The 21,005-nt window shown below is 52.0% G+C and carries 21 protein-coding genes and 1 pseudogene; 13 read left to right on the top strand and 9 right to left on the bottom strand.

The window, feature by feature from the left end:
* The first annotated feature begins 161 nt into the window (after nt 1-161).
* On the top strand, nt 162-650 hold the full coding sequence (gene rfaH / locus AB4H76_RS22445; RefSeq protein WP_001192406.1) for a transcription/translation regulatory transformer protein RfaH: 489 nt from the start codon (nt 162-164) through the stop codon (nt 648-650).
* On the opposite strand, the gene tatD is transcribed toward rfaH, so the two are convergent.
* The 8 genes from tatD to rmuC all read right to left on the bottom strand — a co-directional run bounded on the left by tatD (nt 647) and on the right by rmuC (nt 7,650).
* A complete protein-coding gene (tatD, locus tag AB4H76_RS22450; RefSeq protein WP_077491764.1) occupies nt 647-1,429 on the bottom strand; it encodes a 3'-5' ssDNA/RNA exonuclease TatD in 783 nt (260 codons plus the stop codon). The genes rfaH and tatD overlap by 4 nt on opposite strands.
* Nucleotides 1,430-1,470: 41 nt before the next feature.
* Nucleotides 1,471-2,247, bottom strand: coding sequence for a Sec-independent protein translocase subunit TatC (tatC, locus tag AB4H76_RS22455; RefSeq protein WP_000109943.1), 777 nt, complete (start codon nt 2,245-2,247; stop codon nt 1,471-1,473).
* Nucleotides 2,248-2,249: 2 nt separating this feature from the next.
* The gene (gene tatB, locus AB4H76_RS22460; protein WP_000459594.1) at nt 2,250-2,765 is read right to left on the bottom strand and encodes a Sec-independent protein translocase protein TatB; all 516 of its coding nucleotides are present in this window, start codon (nt 2,763-2,765) and stop codon (nt 2,250-2,252) included.
* Between the two features lie 3 nt (nt 2,766-2,768).
* A complete protein-coding gene (gene tatA, locus AB4H76_RS22465; protein ID WP_001295260.1) occupies nt 2,769-3,038 on the bottom strand; it encodes a Sec-independent protein translocase subunit TatA in 270 nt (89 codons plus the stop codon).
* 78 nt (nt 3,039-3,116) lie between these two features.
* Nucleotides 3,117-4,757 (bottom strand): ubiquinone biosynthesis regulatory protein kinase UbiB, encoded by a 1,641-nt coding sequence (gene ubiB / locus AB4H76_RS22470; RefSeq protein ID WP_077491766.1) that lies wholly within the window; start codon nt 4,755-4,757, stop codon nt 3,117-3,119.
* Nucleotides 4,754-5,359 (bottom strand): ubiquinone biosynthesis protein UbiJ, encoded by a 606-nt coding sequence (gene ubiJ, locus AB4H76_RS22475; protein WP_001309097.1) that lies wholly within the window; start codon nt 5,357-5,359, stop codon nt 4,754-4,756. The genes ubiB and ubiJ overlap by 4 nt, the downstream gene beginning before the upstream one ends.
* 13 nt (nt 5,360-5,372) lie before the next feature.
* A complete protein-coding gene (gene ubiE / locus AB4H76_RS22480; RefSeq protein ID WP_000227958.1) occupies nt 5,373-6,128 on the bottom strand; it encodes a bifunctional demethylmenaquinone methyltransferase/2-methoxy-6-polyprenyl-1,4-benzoquinol methylase UbiE in 756 nt (251 codons plus the stop codon).
* 94 nt (nt 6,129-6,222) lie between these two features.
* Complete coding sequence (rmuC, locus tag AB4H76_RS22485) at nt 6,223-7,650, bottom strand: DNA recombination protein RmuC (protein ID WP_085452750.1); 1,428 nt, start codon at nt 7,648-7,650, stop codon at nt 6,223-6,225.
* 216 nt (nt 7,651-7,866) lie between these two features.
* On the opposite strand from rmuC, the gene AB4H76_RS22490 reads away from it, so the two are divergent.
* The 6 genes and pseudogenes from AB4H76_RS22490 to AB4H76_RS22515 all read left to right on the top strand — a co-directional run bounded on the left by AB4H76_RS22490 (nt 7,867) and on the right by AB4H76_RS22515 (nt 13,306).
* Nucleotides 7,867-8,634 (top strand): IclR family transcriptional regulator, encoded by a 768-nt coding sequence (locus AB4H76_RS22490; RefSeq protein WP_000852398.1) that lies wholly within the window; start codon nt 7,867-7,869, stop codon nt 8,632-8,634.
* Between the two features lie 23 nt (nt 8,635-8,657).
* Complete coding sequence (locus tag AB4H76_RS22495; RefSeq protein ID WP_001117528.1) at nt 8,658-9,662, top strand: 2-dehydro-3-deoxygalactonokinase; 1,005 nt, start codon at nt 8,658-8,660, stop codon at nt 9,660-9,662.
* Nucleotides 9,652-10,278 (top strand): annotated as a pseudogene (locus AB4H76_RS22500) (2-dehydro-3-deoxy-6-phosphogalactonate aldolase); the annotation flags it as partial. The gene AB4H76_RS22495 and the pseudogene AB4H76_RS22500, both read left to right, overlap by 11 nt.
* Nucleotides 10,279-10,305: 27 nt before the next feature.
* Nucleotides 10,306-11,280 (top strand): Bug family tripartite tricarboxylate transporter substrate binding protein, encoded by a 975-nt coding sequence (locus AB4H76_RS22505; RefSeq protein WP_000589802.1) that lies wholly within the window; start codon nt 10,306-10,308, stop codon nt 11,278-11,280.
* A gap of 16 nt (nt 11,281-11,296) precedes the next feature.
* The gene (locus AB4H76_RS22510; protein ID WP_001093393.1) at nt 11,297-11,803 is read left to right on the top strand and encodes a tripartite tricarboxylate transporter TctB family protein; all 507 of its coding nucleotides are present in this window, start codon (nt 11,297-11,299) and stop codon (nt 11,801-11,803) included.
* Nucleotides 11,804-11,815: 12 nt separating this feature from the next.
* Nucleotides 11,816-13,306 carry a tripartite tricarboxylate transporter permease gene (locus AB4H76_RS22515; RefSeq protein WP_085452749.1) on the top strand — a complete coding sequence of 497 codons (1,491 nt, stop codon included), beginning with the start codon at nt 11,816-11,818 and terminating at the stop codon, nt 13,304-13,306.
* A 33-nt stretch (nt 13,307-13,339) separates the two neighbouring features.
* Here AB4H76_RS22515 and udp read toward each other — a convergent pair whose 3' ends face one another.
* Complete coding sequence (gene udp, locus AB4H76_RS22520) at nt 13,340-14,104, bottom strand: uridine phosphorylase (RefSeq protein WP_000045178.1); 765 nt, start codon at nt 14,102-14,104, stop codon at nt 13,340-13,342.
* Nucleotides 14,105-14,365: 261 nt separating this feature from the next.
* Here udp and AB4H76_RS22525 point away from each other — a divergent pair, with 261 nt between their 5' ends.
* The 6 genes from AB4H76_RS22525 (at nt 14,366) to arcC (ending at nt 20,990) form a co-directional block, all read left to right on the top strand.
* A complete protein-coding gene (locus tag AB4H76_RS22525) occupies nt 14,366-15,175 on the top strand; it encodes a dienelactone hydrolase family protein (protein ID WP_001298606.1) in 810 nt (269 codons plus the stop codon).
* Nucleotides 15,176-15,431: 256 nt separating this feature from the next.
* Nucleotides 15,432-16,100, top strand: coding sequence for a cysteine hydrolase family protein (locus AB4H76_RS22530; RefSeq protein WP_000194414.1), 669 nt, complete (start codon nt 15,432-15,434; stop codon nt 16,098-16,100).
* Between the two features lie 5 nt (nt 16,101-16,105).
* Entirely contained in the window at nt 16,106-16,966 is an 861-nt protein-coding gene (locus tag AB4H76_RS22535) for a DUF2877 domain-containing protein (protein ID WP_001301301.1), read from the top strand.
* A gap of 94 nt (nt 16,967-17,060) precedes the next feature.
* Nucleotides 17,061-18,620, top strand: coding sequence for an acyl-CoA synthetase FdrA (gene fdrA, locus AB4H76_RS22540; protein ID WP_000865639.1), 1,560 nt, complete (start codon nt 17,061-17,063; stop codon nt 18,618-18,620).
* The gene (locus AB4H76_RS22545) at nt 18,617-20,041 is read left to right on the top strand and encodes a DUF1116 domain-containing protein (protein WP_420062619.1); all 1,425 of its coding nucleotides are present in this window, start codon (nt 18,617-18,619) and stop codon (nt 20,039-20,041) included. The genes fdrA and AB4H76_RS22545 overlap by 4 nt, the downstream gene beginning before the upstream one ends.
* The gene (gene arcC, locus AB4H76_RS22550) at nt 20,034-20,990 is read left to right on the top strand and encodes a carbamate kinase (protein ID WP_000240546.1); all 957 of its coding nucleotides are present in this window, start codon (nt 20,034-20,036) and stop codon (nt 20,988-20,990) included. Before AB4H76_RS22545 ends, arcC begins: the two co-directional genes overlap by 8 nt.
* Nucleotides 20,991-21,005: the final 15 nt, after the last annotated feature.

Raw genomic sequence — 21,005 nt, forward strand, 5'->3', positions numbered from 1 at the left:
CCTCTTAATCTGCGCCCATTATACGGCGTTCATCTTTGCGATGCTGTAAATTTGTTAAATTAGCGTGAACTCTGACGGTATAACGCAAACCGGGGAATATAATTAACTTAGCGTAAAGCTTTTGCTATCCTTGCGCCCCGATTAAACGGATAAGAGTCATTATGCAATCCTGGTATTTACTGTACTGCAAGCGCGGGCAACTTCAACGTGCCCAGGAACACCTCGAAAGACAGGCTGTGAATTGCCTGGCACCGATGATCACCCTGGAAAAAATGGTGCGTGGCAAACGTACTGCAGTCAGTGAACCATTGTTCCCCAACTACCTGTTTGTGGAATTTGATCCGGAAGTGATTCATACCACGACTATCAACGCGACCCGCGGTGTCAGCCACTTCGTGCGCTTTGGCGCGTCGCCAGCGATAGTCCCATCGGCGGTGATTCATCAGCTATCGGTATATAAACCGAAAGACATTGTCGATCCGGCAACCCCTTATCCGGGTGATAAGGTGATTATTACCGAAGGCGCGTTCGAAGGTTTTCAGGCCATTTTCACCGAACCCGACGGCGAGGCTCGCTCCATGCTGTTACTTAATCTTATCAATAAAGAGATTAAGCACAGTGTGAAGAACACCGAGTTCCGCAAACTCTAAAACGCAATCCCAAACAGTGTTTTAACATTGGCATCCGTGGTGGCAGCCAGCCATGCGGTATCTTCCCCACGCCATTGCGCGATACATTGCAAAATATGGGGCAGATGGGCTGGCTCGTTGCGCCGGGATGATGGCTTCGGCGTGAGATCGCGCGGGAGCAAATACGGCGCATCAGTTTCGATCAGCAATTTCTCCGCCGGAATCAACGGCAACAGTTCCCGCAGCTCCAGTCCGCGTCGTTCATCGCAAACCCAACCGGTGATGCCGATATAAATTCCACGCGCCACGCACGCCTGCATCTCTTCGCGTGTGCCGGTAAAGCAATGAAGAACCGCACCAGGCAGTTTATCCAGCCACGGCTCCAGCAATGTCATAAACCGCTCGTGGGCATCGCGACAGTGCATAAATACCGGCATGTTTAATTCTGCGGCAATGCGTAGCTGGGCAACAAAAGCGCGTTCCTGCTCTTCCGGCGTCGAAAAGTTGCGGTTAAAGTCGAGGCCACATTCACCAATCGCCACCACTTCTGGCTGCGCGGCCAGCTCAATAATCGCTTCTTCAGTCGCAGCTTGCCACTGGCTGCTGTCGTGAGGATGTACGCCCGCCGTTGACCAACAGGACGAATACTGACGCGCCAGCTTTTGCGCATGCTGGCTTTCACGCAGTTTAGTGCCGGTGATGAGTAGCCCATTAACTCCCGCGTCAAAAGCGCGCGCTACAACATCATCACGGTCTTTCGCAAATTGCGAACTGGTCAAATTAACGCCGATATCAAACATCCTGTACTCCATATGACAACCGCCCTGACGGGCGGTTGAATTTATTCTTCAGTTTTTTCGCTTTCTGCTTCAGCGTCGTTTTCCTCTTCCCGGTTTCGACCCTTACCAACGTAAAAGCGAGAGAAGAAGACACCGATTTCAAACAGGCAGTACATCGGGATCGCCAGCAGCGTTTGCGAGAAGACATCCGGCGGCGTCAGCAACATCCCGACAACGAATGCACCAACCAGCACATACGGGCGTTTTTTGCGTAAGTCTTCTGGCGAGGTAATCCCCATCCAGCACAGCAGCACAATTGCCACAGGCACTTCAAAGGAGACACCAAACGCCATAAACAGCGCCATAACGAAGCTTAAATAGCTGGCGATGTCGGTGGATACCTGTACCCCTTCCGGCGCGGTATTGGCAAGGAAGCCAAATGCCAGCGGAAAGACCACAAAGTAGGCGAACGCCATGCCGATATAAAACAACAGAGAGCTGGAAACCAGCAGCGGCACCACCAGGCGACGTTCATGCTTATACAGCGCTGGGGCGATAAACGCCCACACCTGATAGAGAATCACCGGCGCTGACAGAATCAGCGACACCATAAAGGTCAGCTTGATCGGCGTAAAGAACGGCGAGGCCACGTCGGTGGCGATCATCGTTGAACCTTGCGGCAACTGCTTGATCAATGGCGCGGATACCAGGTGATAGATGTCATTGGCGAAATAGACCAGACACAGGAATATCACGATCACCGCGATAATGCAGTTCAGCAGACGCTTACGCAGCTCAATCAGATGCGTGATAAGCGGTTGAGTATCTTCTACAGACATGTTTACGGTTTATCACTCGACGAAGGGGAAGGTGCAGCGGTTTTCGGTTCAGCGTCCGCAGCAGGTTTTACCACCGGCTCTGGCGTGGTTTCTGGCTTCTGTTCCGGCGAACTGGCCTGCGTTTGTGCAGCGGCAGGCGTTACGCCTTCATGCGCAGCTTCATTGTCTTTCACCACCGGGTTATGGATGGTGTGCGCTTCATCGCTCGCCTTTTCAGGATCGTTTGCAACGTAGGAACGCTTCATCGACTCCGCGGCCTGGCGTAATTCATCCATCGACGCTTTCAGTTCGGGTGTCAGGTTAGTGAGGCTCGCCTTTTCAACCTTTTTCAGACTGTCCTGAAACTCCTGGAGTTTTAACTCCTGGGTCAGTTCGTTCTGCACCGTTGTCGCCAGTGAACGCAACGCGCGAATCCAGCCCGCGACCGTTTTTACCGCCACAGGCAGTCGTTGCGGCCCCAGAACGACGAGGCCGATGATGAATACCAATAGCAGTTCGCTAAAACCGATATCAAACACGGATTACACCTGCTCTTTATCGTGGCGCTTCGCGTCTTCTGTTTTAGCCTGTTCCTGATTCGTATCCGCCTGCTTATCGGCGATAGTTTTCGCAGTAAAATCAGCATCCTGACTGGTTTTATCCTGCTTTGGTTCATCATCGCTCATTGCTTTTTTAAAGCCTTTGATCGACGCACCAAGATCGGAACCGATGGAGCCGAGCTTTTTGGTGCCAAAAAGCAGTACAACGATGACGGCAATAATCAATAACTGCCAAATACTGATACCACCCATACATGTTCCTCTGTGGTAGATGATGATTAAACAAGGCCGCATTATACGTTACACAGCCCGCCTTGAGCGATGAAAAAATCAGCGTGTTTTGCGCCAACCGACAAACCAGGCGATCAGACCACCTGCCATTAACCAGACGGGCATCAGCCCCCATTCAGGTCGGCTGACCAACAAGAATGTGCCACTTAATACTAACGTAGCGCCAATTCCGAGAAAATAACGCGATTGTCCCTGACGTACATGATTTGACTGAAGCTCGCGGGCAATCTTATCAACACTGTGCTGTAAATACTTGCCCTGGCGCAAACTGTCGTAAACCAGTTCAGGCAGTTCTGGCATTTTTTCGACCCAGAACGGCGCTTTTTCTTTAAATGCTCTCACCAGCGCAGGAATACCGACCTGATCTTTAATCCACGACTCCAGGAAAGGCTTCGCCGTTTTCCATAAATCGAGTTGCGGATAAAGCTGGCGTCCTACCCCTTCGACGTAGAGCAGGGTTTTCTGGAGTAACACCAGTTGCGGCTGCACTTCCATATTGAAGCGACGCGCCGTATTAAACAGATTTAACAGTACATGTCCAAACGAAATTTCGGCCAGCGGTTTCTCAAAGATAGGTTCACAGACCGTACGAATGGCAAATTCGAACTCTTCAACGTTGGTATCTGGTGGCACCCAGCCAGAATCGACGTGTAGCTCTGCCACTTTGCGATAGTCGCGATTAAAGAAGGCGATAAAGTTTTCTGCCAGATAGCGTTTATCTTCTTTGTTTAGCGAGCCAACAATCCCGCAATCAATGCCGATATATTTCGGGTTTTCCGGGTGTTCATAGCTTACGAAGATGTTGCCAGGGTGCATATCGGCATGGAAAAAGCTGTCGCGAAAGACCTGAGTGAAGAACACCTGCACGCCGCGTTCCGCCAGCAATTTCATGTTAGTGCCGTTTTTCTCCAGCGCCGCAACATCAGACACCGGAATGCCGTAAATGCGCTCCATCACCATCATCCCTTCACTACAATAGTCAGGGTAAACTTCCGGGATGTAGAGCATCGGGCTGTCTTCAAAATTGCGCCGAAGCTGAATGGCGTTGGCAGATTCCCGCAGCAAATTCAGTTCATCAATCAAGGTCTTTTCGTACTCGCGCACCACTTCGGTTGGGCGCAGACGGCGACCATCCGGCAGCAAACGCGGCACCCAGCGAGCCAGCCGGTAGATAAGTTTCAGATCCGCTTTAATAACCGGCAAAATATCCGGGCGGATGACTTTAATCACCACCTCTTTACCATTCGATTTCAATCGCGCGGTATGAACCTGGGCGATAGAAGCAGAAGCCAGCGGCTTGATTTCAAAATCGTCAAACCACGCTTCTACCGGCAAGCCGCCCATTGCAGCTTCAATCTGCTGCTTCGCCAGCTTGCCATCAAACGGAGCGACTTTGTCCTGCAATAACGCCAGCTGATCGGCAATATGCGGCGGAAAAAGATCGCGGCGGGTTGATAACATCTGCCCGAACTTGATCCATACCGGCCCCAGTTCTTGCAGGGCCAGTCGTAGTCGCTCACCTAAAGGTTTGTCTTTATGCCGATTTGGCATCCAGAATAATGAGTATCGCCATAGCCGTAGCGGCAGGGTGATACGCATTTTGGGGATCAGTTCATCAAGTCCGTAGCTTAAAAAAGTGCGAATGATGAAATATAGGCGCCGTACTTCACCTGGCGTCATTTAGCCTCCAGTTTTTCCAGCCGTTTGGTCAGGGCATCAACAGCACGCTCGACGGCAGCCGTCTCTTCCGCAAACCAGGCCACTTCAAGCGGACCGGGTGCCATACGCCACTCTTCAGTAATGGCTTCCGCCACATAACGTTGCTGGCGCTTAATGCCGTGATGCAGGAACTTTGCGCCTCCGCGCATGGCTTTGCTGATTCCTTCAGCGGCGATATCACCGGTATAAGGGGCCAGCAGTTCCGCAGGGTCGAACTCTGCCAGATCTGCCAGCGCAACGAAGTTTTGCACCACCTGAATATCGCCCTGCACTTCCAGCTCACCACTGCGAATCAGTGCGGCAAGCTGCTGGCGATCGCGAAGTTTCGGCAACACACTGGCATAGGCGATAACGGTGCAGTCAGCATCGCCTGCCCATTCGCCCAGTACATCAACCTGGCGTTCGCTGAACACCAGAATCAATGACGTCGAAAAGCCTTTTACCTCCACGCGCAGCACTTTGCCCAACAGACGCGAGCGGGCCGTTTTCAGCGCGGGTGAGCGATACAGGAAGGTGTTGAGCAGACTTTCAATTCCTGCCGTCACTAAAGGTTTAAAAGGCATTTCCGGTCTCCTGTCAGAACTTATAACCACGATGCAACGCCACAACCCCTGCCGTCAGATTGTAGTAGTCGACACTTTCGAATCCGGCATCCTGCATCATGGCTTTCAGGGTATCCTGATCGGGATGCATACGGATGGATTCTGCCAGATAACGGTAGCTGTCGGCGTCGTTCGCGACCAGTGAGCCAATACGCGGCAGCACATGGAAGGAGTATGCATCATAGGCTTTGCTCAGCGGCTCGATAATTGGCTTCGAGAACTCAAGCACCAGCAGGCGGCCGCCGGGTTTCAGCACGCGATACATTGAACGCAGTGCTTTATCTTTGTCGGTGACGTTACGCAGACCAAACGAAATGGTGATGCAATCAAAGGTGTTATCCGGGAACGGCAGCGCCTCAGCGTTCGCTTGAACATACTCAACGTTGCCAATCACACCGATATTACGCAGCTTCTCGCGGCCCATTTTGAGCATGGATTCATTGATATCAGCAAGGACCACTTTGCCAGTTTCTCCGACCAGGCGAGAGAATTTCGCTGTCAGGTCGCCGGTGCCACCAGCCAGATCCAGCACGGTCTGCCCACGGCGTACGCCGCTGCAATCAATCGTGAATCGCTTCCACAAACGATGAATACCGAATGACATCAAATCATTCATGACATCGTATTTTGATGCCACGGAATGGAAAACGTGGGCGACCATATCCGCTTTTTGTTCCTTCGCGACGGTCTGAAAACCAAAGTGCGTCGTTTCTTGTGACTTATCCACCATCTCAATGCCTGCTCATCAAAAAATTGTTCCAGAAGTGTAACAGATTGGGCGTCGATGCCCTAGATTTCTACCCGGCTTAACTACCCCCAATGGGCTAGCGCGACTGCTGATTATATTCATCATCGCGTTGATAAGCTTCATCATTCGGCTGCTCCGGAACCGACCGCAGTCGATACTCTTCATCCTGGCTCACCGCCTGTTCAGCCAAATCCGGATTAATCTCGCGTTTAATTTCTACCCCTAAACCGCGAAACGCTTCTGCCTGCGCCAGCACATTTCCGCGACCTGAAGAGAGTTTTTTCATTGCCTGGCGGTAGTTATCCTGCGCTTTGTCGAGACTTTGACCAATCGCGGACATGTCATCGATGAACAAACGCATCTTGTCGTACAGCTTGCTGGCACGATCGGCGATTTGCTGGGCGTTGCGGCTTTGATGCTCATAACGCCACAGGTTGGCGATAGTGCGCAACGCCACCAGCAGCGTAGTCGGGCTAACCAGCATGATATTGTTTTTCAACGCTTCGGTGATCAGCTCCGGCTGGCGGTCAAGCGCCAGTAAAAAAGCGGGTTCAACGGGAATAAACATCAGCACGTAATCCAGGGTTCGCAGCCCCGGCAGCTGTTGATAATCTTTGCGTCCCAGCAAACGGATATGGTTACGCACCGACGCGATATGTTCCTGTAGCGCGCTTTCGCGGGTGTAGTCATCTTCGGCGTTGAAATAGCGTTCATAGGCGACCAGCGTCATTTTGGCGTCGATCACCACATCTTTTCCCTGCGGCAACCGCACGATGACATCCGGCTGCATCCGCGAGCGGGCGTCATTTTCGATGCTGACCTGGGTTTCATATTCATACCCTTCACGCAGACCGGAAGCCTCCAGCACCCGCGTCAATACTACCTCGCCCCAGTTGCCCTGGGTTTTATTGTCGCCTTTCAGCGCGCGCGTCAGGTTGATCGCTTCCTGGGACATTTGCGCGTTGAGCTGCTGGAGGTTGCGAATTTCGTGGGTCAGGGTATGGCGTTCTTGTGCTTCTTTACCAAAGCTGTCCTGAACCTGACGGCGGAAACCGTCCAGTTGTTCACGTAGCGGCGACAACAGGCTGTTCAGACTCTGACGGTTTTGCTCATCAACCCGGCGATTGCTGTGCTCAAAAATACGGTTGGCGAGGTTTTCAAACTGCTCACTGAGGCGCTGCTCGCTGTTAATCATCTGGCGAATTTTATCGTCAGCATGTTGCTGTGCAGCTTCCATCCGCGTGGTTACTTCACGCAGATCGGCCTCCAGCGAGGTGTTAATACTTTGCAGGCTGCGCACTTCGTTATTGAGTAACTCGCACTCAGCGCGCCAGTGCTCGCTTTGGGTAATTTGTTGTTTTGCCGCGCTTAACTCCGCGACCATCTCTTCACGTTCAGCGAATTGCTCGGCTTTTTGCTGTGCATGTTGATAACTGGCAAACAGCCAGCCAATTGCCACACCCACCAATGCAATAACTGCGTAAACCATGATTGAGAAATCCACAACGCCTCCTGACGCAACAACTTACCCGCACAAAATAGAATTGTGCTGTACAAACGTCCAGTTTGAAAGAAGTTTCCTGCGAGGCGCTACGCAAAACGATCGTTAATTTTCATTATTTTATCCCACAATATGAGATGGAGTTTATATTGTGGGATATATCACCTTTTCCCCACGTCATTATGTGGAACACTTCAGCAATATCATCAGGAGAAACGTATGGCAGAAACCTCTTCAACCACCGCAGGCGCACAAACGTTATTACGTGGACTGGCGGTTCTTAATGCTGTTTATAACGGCTGCCATGACCTAAAAAGTATCGGCGAGTTCACCGGCACGACCCGGAGCACAACCCATCGTTTAGTCACCGTTCTGGTGGAACAACGCTACCTGCGCCATGTCCCAACGCAGGGCTACCAACTGGGTGCCAAACTGATCGAATTCGGTGCCAGAGCACTGGAAAGCACCTCGCTGTACGAAATTGCCCAGCCCGTTTTGCAACGCCTTGCCCGTTACACCCTGGACACCGTGCATCTGGGGATCGTTGAAGGCGACGAAGTGCTGTATCTGGAGAAGATCAACAGTCAGCGCGGGCTGGAAATGCGCTCACGCCCAGGCCATCGCATGCCACTGGCAATCACCGGCATCGGCAAGGCATTGATCCTCAACCGAACAGAAGAAGAGTGGCGCACGCTGTTTAAGACCTGTGGTGATGAAACAAAACTGGGCGCATTTATTCAGAACATGCGTCGTTATGCCGCCAGTGGTTTTGCTTTTGATCTGGAAGAGAACGAGCCGACTATCCGTTGCGTTGCAGCGCCGGTTTACAACGCCCGGGATGAAATTGTGGCGGCTATTTCTGTCGCCAGTACCACCACGTATATGTCGCTGGCGCGTCTGGAAGAACTGGCACCTTACGTCAAATCCTGTGCAGAAGAGATATCCGCTGAACTGGGCTGGGGTAAGCACGTCCGCAAAGATAAATAAACCATGATTAAAGGAAACGACTAATGCCGGGAGCACCCTCATTTATTGCCCTGGACTGGGGAACGTCATCGCTTCGGGCATGGCGTTTTGGCGAATCACCAAATCCACAAGAAAAACGTGAATTCCCCTGGGGGATCATGAAATTACCCTCCCAGGCAGCAACACGTGAGGACGCTTTCCACGATACGTTTTTACGTGTCTGCGGCGACTGGCTGGCACAAACCCCATGCCCGGTACTGGCTTGCGGCATGCTCGGCAGTGCGCAAGGGTGGCAACCAGCAGCTTATTTACCTTGCCCGGTCACTCTCGAGGGTCTGGCGAAGCAGTTGACGCCTGTTATCCACCAGCAGCAGACAATGCTGCACATCATTCCTGGCGTGATTAAAGAAGGTGAAATGCCCGAAGTGATGCGTGGCGAAGAGACACAAATCTTCGGTGCTATCTCGATGGAACCGGCCCTGCAAAACGCGATCCATCAGGGTATGCCAGTGCTGATAGGCTTACCCGGCACACATGCGAAATGGGCAGTAGTTGAAAACAACACCATTACCGATTTCCGAACCTTTATGACGGGCGAGTTATTTGATGTTTTATCCCGCCATTCGATTCTCGGTGCCACCATGCATCCTGGAGATGAACCGCACTGGGATGCCTTCACCCACGGGCTGACAGCAGCACAAGAGCATCATCAGACCGGATTATTATCGACGCTGTTTTCGACCCGTTCGCGCCTGCTGACCAGTAATCTTACGTCGTCCTCGCAGGGGGATTACCTTTCCGGATTACTGATAGGCCATGAATTATGTGGTCTGGCATCCAGTTTGCTACGTGATTTACCCGCCACAACACCGATCGCCTTAATCGGTAGCGCAAATCTGAACAGCCGCTATTCACAAGCATTCAACCACGTTTTTCCCGACAGACAGATACACGCCATTCCCAATGCCACTGAACAGGGATTATGGCGAATCGCCCACGCTGCCGGGTTACTGTCCACCAACGCCAGGGAATGTACCCATGCCATTTAATACGCTTTTGCAAAAAACCGGTTTAGTCGCCATTTTACGCGGTGTGAAACCGGATGAGATTGTCGCCATCGGTGAAAAACTGTACGCCGCCGGATTCCGCCTGATTGAGATTCCTATGAACTCGCCGGAGGCGTTGCAAAGTATCAGTTTACTGCGCGACGCCCTGCCTAAGGACTGCCTGGTCGGAGCCGGAACTGTGCTTTCGGTAGAGCAGGTGGTTGCGGTTAAAGAGGCTGGGGGCCAGATTATCGTGATGCCGCATTGCGATACTGCGGTGATCCGTCGCGCCCGTGCGCTGGGTATGTATTGTGCGCCTGGCGTCGCCACGCCCACCGAAGCCTTTGCTGCCATTGAACATGGTGCTAATGCCATCAAGCTGTTCCCGGCTGAACAAATTACGCCAGAAGTTACCAAAGCCTGGCGTGCGGTTATTCCACAATCCGTTCCGATGTTACCGGTTGGCGGTATCACACCGGAAACCATGGCGCGTTATCTGAGCCACGGCGCAAACGGCTTTGGCCTCGGTTCTGCGCTATATCACCCCGGCATGACGCCAGAGCAAGTCTATGAAAATGCAGTACTGTTTATGAACGCATGGAACAATTTAAATAGCAACCAACTGATAAATAAGGATATAAAAGCAATGATAAAACATCTTACCTTACCGAAAAAAATGGCTGCAATGGTACTTCTTGCAGGCGCTGCCCTCAGCATTGCGCCTGTACAGGCAGCCTCCTACCCAACCAAACAGATCGAGTTAGTCGTTCCCTACGCTGCCGGAGGCGGTACGGATCTGGTTGCCCGTGCCTTTGCTGATGCCGCCAAAAACCATTTACCCGTCAGCATCGGGGTTATCAATAAACCTGGCGGAGGCGGTGCTATCGGCCTGAGTGAAATCGCCGCTGCCCGCCCTGGCGGTTACAAAATTGGTTTAGGCACGGTTGAACTGACCACCCTTCCCAGCCTCGGAATGGTGCGTTTTAAAACCAGCGATTTTAAACCCATTGCCCGTCTAAACGCGGATCCGGCTGCTATCACCGTCCGTTCTGATGCGCCGTGGAATAGCTATGAAGAATTTATGACTTACGCCAAAGCGAATCCCGGAAAAGTACGCATTGGTAACTCAGGCACCGGAGCTATCTGGCATCTGGCGGCAGCTGCACTGGAAGACAAAACGGGTGCGAAGTTTTCTCATGTCCCGTATGACGGCGCAGCCCCTGCCATTACAGGCCTGTTAGGCGGGCATATTGAAGCGGTTTCCGTAAGCCCAGGTGAAGTTATCAATCATGTGAAAGGCGGCAAGCTGAAGACACTGGTAGTGATGGCGGATGAGCGAATGGAAACCATGCCTGACGTCCCGACGTTAAAAGAGAAAGGCGTTGATCTCTCCATCGGCACCTGGCGCGGCCTGATTGTGTCGCAAAAAACGCCGCAGGATGTGGTGGATGTTCTGGCAAAGGCAGCAAAAGAGACGGCTGAAGAGCCTGCATTCCAGGATGCACTGCAAAAGTTGAATCTCAACTATGCATGGCTTGACGCTGCCAGCTTCCAGACCCAAATCAGCGAACAGGAAAAGTACTTTGACGAGTTGCTGACTCGCCTGGGCCTGAAAAAATAAACCTGAGGTACGGTTGATGAACACAAAACAGTCTGTTGCTCAACTCGCCGTACCGCACCGCAAGCGCCTTTCATCAACGATGGTGGTGGCGCTGTTACTTTGTGTGGTTGCTGGCGCGGTGATGATTAATGCCGCTGATTTTCCAGCAACTGCCATTGAAACGGATCCCGGTGCAAGTGCCTTCCCTACCTTCTATGCCTGTGCCCTGATTGTGCTCGCTGTCTTGCTGGTGATACGCGATCTTTTGCAGGCAAAACCAGCCTCTTGCGCCAACGCACAGGAAAAACCGGCATTCAGGAAAACGGCAACAGGAATTGCGGCAACCGCATTTTATATTGTGGCGATGAGCTACTGCGGTTATCTCATTACTACTCCTGTTTTCCTCATCGTCATTATGACGTTGATGGGCTACAGGCGATGGGTACTCACACCGGGTATTGCGCTGCTGTTAACGGCAATCCTCTGGTTGCTGTTTGTCGAAGCGTTACAGGTGCCATTGCCTGTCGGCACATTTTTCGAATAACAGGGGCCAGCAATGTTTGAAAGTGAACTTTTAACTCAGGGTTTTTCGACATTACTCAATAATCCTCAGGCGCTGCTGTTTGCCACTTTTGGGGTGATGCTGGGTATTGTGATTGGCGCTTTGCCTGGTCTGACAGCGACCATGGGTGTGGCGATTTTGCTGCCTTTCACCTACGGCATGGAGCCTGTTTCTGGCTTGTTGATGATTTGCGGCGTCTTTTTTGGTGGCGTCTACGGTGGTTCTATCACCGCAATTTTGCTCAAAATTCCCGGAACGCCTGCCGCCGCAGCCACCGCTATTGATGGTTATGAGCTGACGAAACAGGGAAAAGCAGGGCTGGCATTGAGTGCCGCCACGTTCTCTTCCTTTAGTGGCGGAACGCTCAGCATTATCGTGCTGATGTTTCTCTCTCCGGTACTTGCCAGTTGGGCGCTGAAATTTAGTGCCTCGGAGTCCTTCGCCCTGGCAACCTTCGGACTGAGCATTATTGCCAGTATTTCCGGTGAGTCGCTGATTAAAGGGCTGATTGCCGGGGTTGGCGGATTGCTGATCGCAACGATAGGCCTTGATCCAATGGGCGGTTTTCCACGGTTTACAGGTGGATTTGTGGAGCTGATGAATGTGCCATTTATCCCGGTGATGATTGGTTTATTTGCTGCTTCAGAAGCATTCCGCTCTATGGAGCAAAACCAGCAAATTCGTCAGGGGGCGAAGGTGGCTATCGGCAGTCTGTTACTGCCCTGGCAAACACTACACCGCATTGCATTAACCATTTTGCGCTCATCAGGATTAGGGGTTTTTATCGGCATGATCCCCGGTGCGGGGGCGGATATTGCAGCTTTTGTTGCCTATAACGAAACTCGTCGTTTCAGTAAGACACCAGAAAACTTTGGTAAGGGTGAAATTAAAGCTGTGGCCTCCTGTGAGGCAGGCGCGAATGGCTGCACCGGTGGCGCATTGTTACCTATGCTGACGCTGGGGATCCCTGGCGATGCGGTAACCGCCATCATGCTGGGCGCGTTAACGTTACAGGGAATGCAACCAGGCCCGCTGATGTTTACCGACCACGGCGATATGGTTTATACACTGTTTGTCGGCATGATCTTCTGTTACTTCATGCTACTAGTTCTTGGACTGCTCTCTTTGAAAGTCATCGGTAATGTGGTGAAAATTCCCGGCAATATTCTCACACCGATGATCCTCGCACTTTGTGTGGTCGGGACTTATGCGTTGAACAATAGCCTTTTTGATGTTGGCATTATGCTGATTGCAGGCGTGGTGGGCTATTTCATGCAGAAAGGAGGATATCCGGCATCACCCGTAGTGCTGGCATTGATTATGGGGCCAATGGCGGAAAGTAATTTTCGCCGTGCGCTGTCGCTTTCTGGTGGGTCACTCGACTTTCTGTATACCCGACCGATCACTCTGGCATTGCTGACTCTGGCAGCCTTTACGCTACTGACGCCAATAATCCGCAAAATAATGCGTTTACGGCGTCAATAACTGATATCGCTCCCCGAAGTTGGGGAGCGTTTTTTATTTCAGCAGACGACGCGCCGCTTCCACCACGATTTTCACCGCATGGCTTTCGGTTTGTTTCATCGTCTCAGCATTCGGGATCTCTTGCTGGGTGCGGTTAACGATAACCCCCGCTACCATACCGGCACGCAGGCCCTGACTTGCACACATGGTCAGCAGGGTTGCAGATTCCATTTCATAGTTCATTACGCCCATCGCCTGCCACTCTTCCATAGAACCTTTAAAGTGACGGACTACGCGACCAGAGTAAGTATCGTAACGTTCCTGACCAGGGTAGAAGGTATCAGAAGAAGCTGTCACGCCAACGTGAGTCGTCGCGCCAATGGATTTCGCAGCTTCAACCAGCGCAGTCGTACATTCGAAATCAGCGACAGCCGGGAATTCCAGCGGTGCGAAGTGCAGGCTCGCACCATCCAGACGAACAGACGCCGTGGTAACCAGGACATCACCCACATTAATATGCGGCTGAATAGCGCCCGTTGTGCCGATACGCAGGAAGGTGCGAATGCCCAGCTGTGCCAGCTCTTCAACAGCAATAGAGGTAGACGGGCCGCCGATACCGGTAGAGCAGACGATAACAGGTTTACCATCCAGCTCTGCACGCCAGGTGGTGAATTCGCGGTGAGATGCCAGCTTAACCGGCTTATCCATCAGCGCGGCGATCTTTTCCACACGATCCGGGTCGCCAGGGACGATGGCAAGCGTAGCCCCTTGTAAATCGTTTTTAGTGAGGCCGAGATGAAAAACATCAGACTTGGACATATACAACTCCTCTGTGAATCGGTTTAGTCAGAAGAAGCAAAAAGACACTTTACCGAAGGGTTTAACATTTTTTCGTGATACTCATCACCATGACGAAAATGCGTTGCATAAATTTACCCGCCAAAAGTGATGCAAATCACATAAATCACTCTTCATTCTGCAGGACTGCATAAAAGATGAGCCGATTCAGGCAATGTGATTTGTTGCATGCTGACTATAGTTAACATTGCGCAACATTTTTATAAGGGTACGGAGAATACCATGGCAACAACACAACAATCTGGATTTGCACCTGCTGCATCGCCTCTCGCTTCGACCATCGTTCAGACTCCGGACGACGCGATTGTGGCGGGCTTCACCTCTATCCCTTCACAAGGGGATAACATGCCTGCTTACCATGCCAGACCAAAGCAAAGCGATGGCCCACTGCCAGTGGTCATTGTAGTGCAGGAAATTTTTGGCGTGCATGAACATATCCGCGATATTTGTCGCCGTCTGGCGCTGGAGGGGTATCTGGCTATCGCACCTGAACTTTACTTCCGCGAAGGCGATCCGAATGATTTTGCCGATATCCCTACGCTGCTTAGCGGTCTGGTAGCAAAAGTGCCTGACTCGCAGGTGCTGGCCGATCTCGATCATGTCGCCAGTTGGGCGTCACGCAACGGCGGCGATGTTCATCGTTTAATGATCACCGGATTCTGCTGGGGTGGACGTATCACCTGGCTGTATGCCGCGCATAATCCACAGCTAAAAGCCGCAGTGGCGTGGTACGGCAAGCTGACAGGCGATAAGTCGCTGAATTCACCGAAACAACCTGTTGATATCGCAACCGATCTTAACGCGCCGGTTCTCGGCTTATATGGCGGCCAGGATAACAGCATTCCGCAAGAGAGCGTGGAAACGATGCGCCAGGCGCTGCGGGCAGCAAACGCGAAAGCAGAGATTATCGTCTACCCGGATGCCGGGCATGCATTCAACGCCGATTATCGCCCGAGCTATCATGCCGAGTCTGCGAAAGACGGCTGGCAGCGAATGTTGGAATGGTTTACACAGTATGGTGTTAAAAAGTAACGCCATAGTCGCTAAATCTGATGATTAAGCTCACACAATTTCAACGATTTTTTTAATCTCAAAACCATACAGCATCAAAAAATTTGTTGCTGTATGCCACTCTTTGACTCCCTTCACATTCGTCATCACACCACCTGCTGAATGCAAAAATTTCGTTGCTGTGCGGCAAACTTTTTTCCTGTTTTGTGCCGCTTTTCTCCTGAATACTCGTTCTCAGAACAACTGGATCGTTTAAACATCAGACAGGAGATTTACCATGACGCAATCCATTTTTCAGGCTCAACCCTTTGAATTACCTTTTGATCCGCGCACAACTGCACTGGTCATGATCGACATGCAGCGTGACTTTGTCGAAGCAGGGGGCTTCGGTGAGGCACTGGGCAATGATGTTTCACTGGTACGCACGGCTATCGCACCATGTACAGAGGTGCTGGCAGCCGCACGTCAAAAAGGAATTATGGTTATTCATACTCGTGAAGGCCATCGTGCAGACTTAAGCGACTGCCCGCCAGCCAAACTGACGCGCGGCGGAAAAACCTTTATTGGTGAACCAGGACCGATGGGACGCATTCTGGTCAGAGGTGAAGCAGGTCATGACATCATTCCTGAACTGTACCCGGTGGCAGGCGAACCGGTGATTGATAAGCCTGGCAAAGGCGCGTTTTATCAAACCGACTTACATCTGATTTTGCAAAACCACGGTATCAAGACGCTGATAGTTTGTGGTGTTACAACCGAAGTTTGCGTAACCACCACCGTGCGCGAAGCAAATGATCGTGGCTATGAATGCATTATCCCGGAAGATTGTGTCGGCTCCTATTTCCCGGAATTCCAGAAATACGCCCTCGAGATGATCAAAGCACAAGGTGCCATTTTCGGTTGGGTTACTGATTCCAAAGCCATTATTGCAGGTCTGGAAGGCTAACGCCGATGGTACAGGTTACGCTTTGCGCATCGTCGTTGGGATATCTTTTCCCGCAGAATGAAACGCAAGATTTACGTCTGCATAGCGCTTTTAAACATGCGGTAAATCTGTATTCAGACGCGGGAACATTCATCACTCTGTTGTGTGCGCAAACGTATCTGAATCTCCCTGATGCTGCCAGAGTCTGGCTACCTGAATGTTGGGACTGGCGAAGAGAGATTGCCCATTCAGATCCCATTCAGTTAACCCCAGGCTTACTGCGGACACCTCGATTTTGTGTGGCGCTCGATAACGCAACGCTCTGGCAGTCGCCATTTGTGGGGGGAATGCTGACACTTGAGGCATTCCCTTTGGTTTTCCAGCACTACCCAACGATGGCATCGCAACGGCTTTTATTTTGTCTGGAACATAACGTTCAAAGCACATTGCACCTGCCGGATAGTCTCACGCACCAGGGATTAGCGGTTATGGAGCATCCAGATGCGCTGGAACGCCAGGTGCCACAACTGATCGGCTTTGGTAAAGGCTTAACGCCCGATGGAGATGACTATTTGTTGGGCTATCTGGCAGCGCTCTGGTTATGGCAACTCCCTGCACCACTTGCCGATCATCAATACCGGTTGCAGCAGGCAATTGATCAACATGCGCACAACACCACGGATATCAGTCGTCATTATCTGGAGCGTGCGCTTCAGGGACATTTTTCAGAACCGATTTGCCAGTTACTCGCACAACTGGTTGGGAGCGCATCGGCAATGACAATCGCATCCTGTGCAGAACAGGTCATGCAATTTGGCGCAACGTCAGGAGTAGATTGCCTTGCAGGAATGCTGCATGGCTTTCGAACCCTGAACACCATGAATTGATTTCAACCTTTTCTCCCGTAGCCCGTTTATGGGGCTACACGGGGATGCTTTGCCCGAATTTTGCTATCGGGCGGAATGAAACAGGCGTAACAGCATGAAAGTTAAATATAAAGTTTTCAGTAATCTTTATCAGGACTCAGTTTCTCTGATGCAGATTTCCGCGCAAATCAGCAAGTTGCCCGGTATTCAACAGGCCTCGGTCGTCATGGGAACGCCCAATAATCTCGAACAATTGCGCGATGCGGGTCTGGGTAACGAAATCAACGCCAGTCCCAATGATTTAGTGATTGCAGTCATGGGTGAAGAAGATATTTGCAATGAAGCACTGGTACTGGCCCAGCAACGTCTGACCAGCAAACCCGATGATGAAACGGATAGTGGCATTAAATCACCGGAAAAGGTCAGCCTGGAAATGGCACTGGAAGCCGAACCCGAAGCCAACCTGGCACTCATTTCTGTACCGGGAGACTACGCCGCCGCCGAAGCAATTAAAGCGTTAAACCTCGGAATGAACGTGATGATGTTCAGCGATAACGTCAGTATCGTGCAGGAAAAATCCATCAAAACGCTTGCCCGAGAACGTCAGCGCATCGTAATGGGACCTGACTGTGGAACCGCCATTGTTAACGGCATTCCGTTAGGCTTCGCTAATGTGGTGAAACGCGGAGCAATTGGTGTTATTGGCGCGTCAGGCACCGGGCTACAGGAAGTGACTTGCCGAATCGACCAGCTCGGAGCGGGTATTTCTCAGGCGTTGGGAACAGGCGGACATGATCTCAGTGAAGAGATTGGTGGAATATCGATGCTCTTCGCTTTAGATGCGCTGGCGCAAGACGATGAAACTCGCGTAATTGTGCTGATTTCAAAACCGCCTTCACCGATCGTTGCCCGGACTATTCTGGAGCGTGCCGAGGCTTGTGGAAAACCCGTGGTGGTGAATTTCCTCGGTGCGAATCCGCATGATCTGGCACGTCCCAATATCACCGCGGCCACCACACTTGCCAGCGCCGCAAATATCGCCGTGGCGTTACTGAATGATCAACCACTTCCGACTATCGAGACCGAAATTTCCTGCGACGATCTCACAATGTTACAAAACGCCTGCCAGCGCCTGCCAGCCCATCGCCAGGCGATACGCGGTGTTTTCGCCGGAGGAACCTTCTGCTACGAAGCGCAACTTATCTGCCAACAAAAGGGATTCAGCGCAGCCTCCAATACGCCAGTTGCGGGTAATCGTGCTCTGGCAAATATCTGGCAAAGCGAAGATCACACGTTGATCGATATGGGCGACGATGATTTCACCCGTGGCAAACCGCATCCAATGATCGACCCGACTCTGCGCAATCAACGTCTGCTCAACGAACTCAACGACTCACACACTGCCGTCGTGTTATTCGACCTGGTACTTGGTTATGGCGCTTCCACTACGCCTGCCAGCGAATTACTGGACCAACTTTCACACATCGACATGAATAACGCACCGTTGCTGATTGCGCACGTTTGCGGAACGGAAGCTGATCCGCAAATACGCAGTCAGCAGATAAGCGCACTACAAAATGCGGGCATCATCATTGCCAGCAGCAATGCACAGGCGGCGCTATGGGCCAGCGCCGTTGCGCAGACTCAGTTGCAGAAAAAGGGGCTAAACGCATGAATACCTTATTTAATCAGCCTTTGAAGGTCGTGAACGCGGGACTACACAGTTTTGCTGACAATATTCAACACGCCGGGGGAAGCGCAATTGCACTCAATTGGCAGCCACCAGCACAAGGCGATATTGACGCTGGATTGGATCTGGCATCGTTGCTACGTCATCCCCTGGTAGAAAATGCCAACCAAATCGCCATGACACGTTATCTCGAAGCACAGCCCGTGCTGATGGATGTCATGCTCGCTAAAGAGGCCATTCCAGCAATGGCTGAACAAAAACGTATTTTGCACTCTGGCCCGCCGATTGCCTGGGAAGAGATGTGTGGTCCGGTAAAAGGGGCGATTATTGGTGCCATGCTGTACGAAGGTTGGGCCACCAGCCAGCAAGACGCTGAAAACCAAATAAACGCAGGCGAAATCGACCTTGCCCCTTGTCATCATTATCACGCGGTTGGCCCAATGGCAGGCATCATCAGCCCGTCGATGCCGTTATGGGTGGTAGAAAACAAAACCAACGGCCATCGTACTTTTAGCAATTTCAATGAAGGTCTGGGTAAGGTTCTCCGTTTTGGCGCCAATAACGATGAAGTTCTCAATCGTCTGGCCTGGATGCGCGATGAACTGGCGCCGGCAATGAAAGCAGCAATCGCACAACACGGCGAGCTGGAACTCAAGCCATTAATGGCGCAGGCGCTGCATATGGGGGATGAAGTTCATAACCGCAATGCTGCCGCTACCGGTTTGCTGATTAAGCGCCTGCTCCCGGCATTGCTGGCCTGCTCTCTTCCACAGGAACATATCCAGCGCGTCGTGGCATTTATCACCGGTAACGATCACTTCTTCCTCAATCTTTCGATGGCCGCCTGTAAAGCAATGATGGATGCCGCCGCCAATGTACCGTTCAGTTCAATGGTTACGGTGATGGCGCGTAACGGGGTGAATTTTGGTATTCGGCTTTCCGGTACTAGCGATCGCTGGTTCCAGGCTCCTGCCAATGCCGTTGAAGGTCTGTTCTTCCCCGGATTTGGCGTCGACGATGCCGCTGCTGACCTGGGTGATAGCGCAATTACTGAAACCGCAGGTGTGGGTGGCTTCGCGATGGCGTCATCTCCAGCGATCGTCAAATTTGTGGGAGGCACCCCTGCCGATGCCACCAATAACAGCCGTAGGATGCAAGCAATCACCCTCGGTGGTAACCCCGCATTTACACTTCCTGCCCTCAATTTTGCCCCCACCGCAGCAGGGATTGATGCGCGTAAAGTGACCGATCGCGGCATTTTACCGGTCATCAATACGGGTATCGCCCACAAACAAGCGGGGGTCGGGCAAATTGGTGCCGGGATCACCACTGCGCCGATGGCCTGTTTTGTCGCCGCTGTACGTGCACTGGCGGAGATCGTCGCAAAGGAGAACCATCATGGTTAAGCCACTGGCTGTCGTCGCGGTTGGCGGCAATGCGCTCATTCAGGACGAGCAACGCAATAGTATTCCCGATCAATATGTTGCAGTGATGGAAAGCGTGCAACATATCGTTGATATGGTTGAAGCCGGATGGGACCTGGTACTAACCCACGGTAATGGCCCGCAGGTGGGCTTTATTCTGCGCCGCTCTGAACTCGCCAGTAACGAAGTTTCTCCGGTTCCACTTGATTACGCCGTGGGTGATACACAAGGTGCAATTGGCTACATGTTCCAGAAAGCGCTGCATAACGAATTGGCTCGCCGTGGCATAAACAAACCGGTAATTGCCCTGGTGACACAAACGCGAGTCAGCCCACATGACGATGCTTTCGCCAGCCCCAGTAAACCAATTGGCGCGTTTCTCGATGAAGCAACAGCCCAACAACGCCAACAACAACTCGGCTGGACGCTGATGGAGGACGCCGGGCGTGGTTGGCGGCGTACAGTTCCCTCTCCTGCACCACTGGAAATTATTGAGCACGACACCATCGCTCACCTGGTGCGCCAGGGATATCTGGTTATTGCCTGCGGCGGCGGCGGTATTCCGGTGGTGCGAGACGGGCAACAACTGAAAGGTGTGGAAGCCGTGATCGATAAAGATCTGGCCTCCGCGCTGCTCGCCAGTCAGTTAGGCGCAGATCTGCTGGTGATCCCCACCGGTGTAGAAAAAGTAGCGATTAACTTTGGTACACCACAACAACAGTGGCTCGACGCTATCAGCGTTGCCGAAGCGCAAACGCTGTTGCGGGAAGGTCAGTTTGGTGTCGGCAGTATGCAACCCAAAGTGGAAGCCATTGTTGATTTCATCAATGCCAGCCAGCAACAAGGCAAACAGGCCAGCGGCCTGATTACTTCACCGCAAACCATAAAAGCAGCCCTGGCGCATCAGAGCGGTACATGGATAACCCTTTAATTCTCTGGAGAACAC

Origin of the sequence: Escherichia sp. UTM R2, from assembly GCF_048593455.1 — a bacterium.
GTDB lineage: Bacteria > Pseudomonadota > Gammaproteobacteria > Enterobacterales > Enterobacteriaceae > Escherichia > Escherichia coli.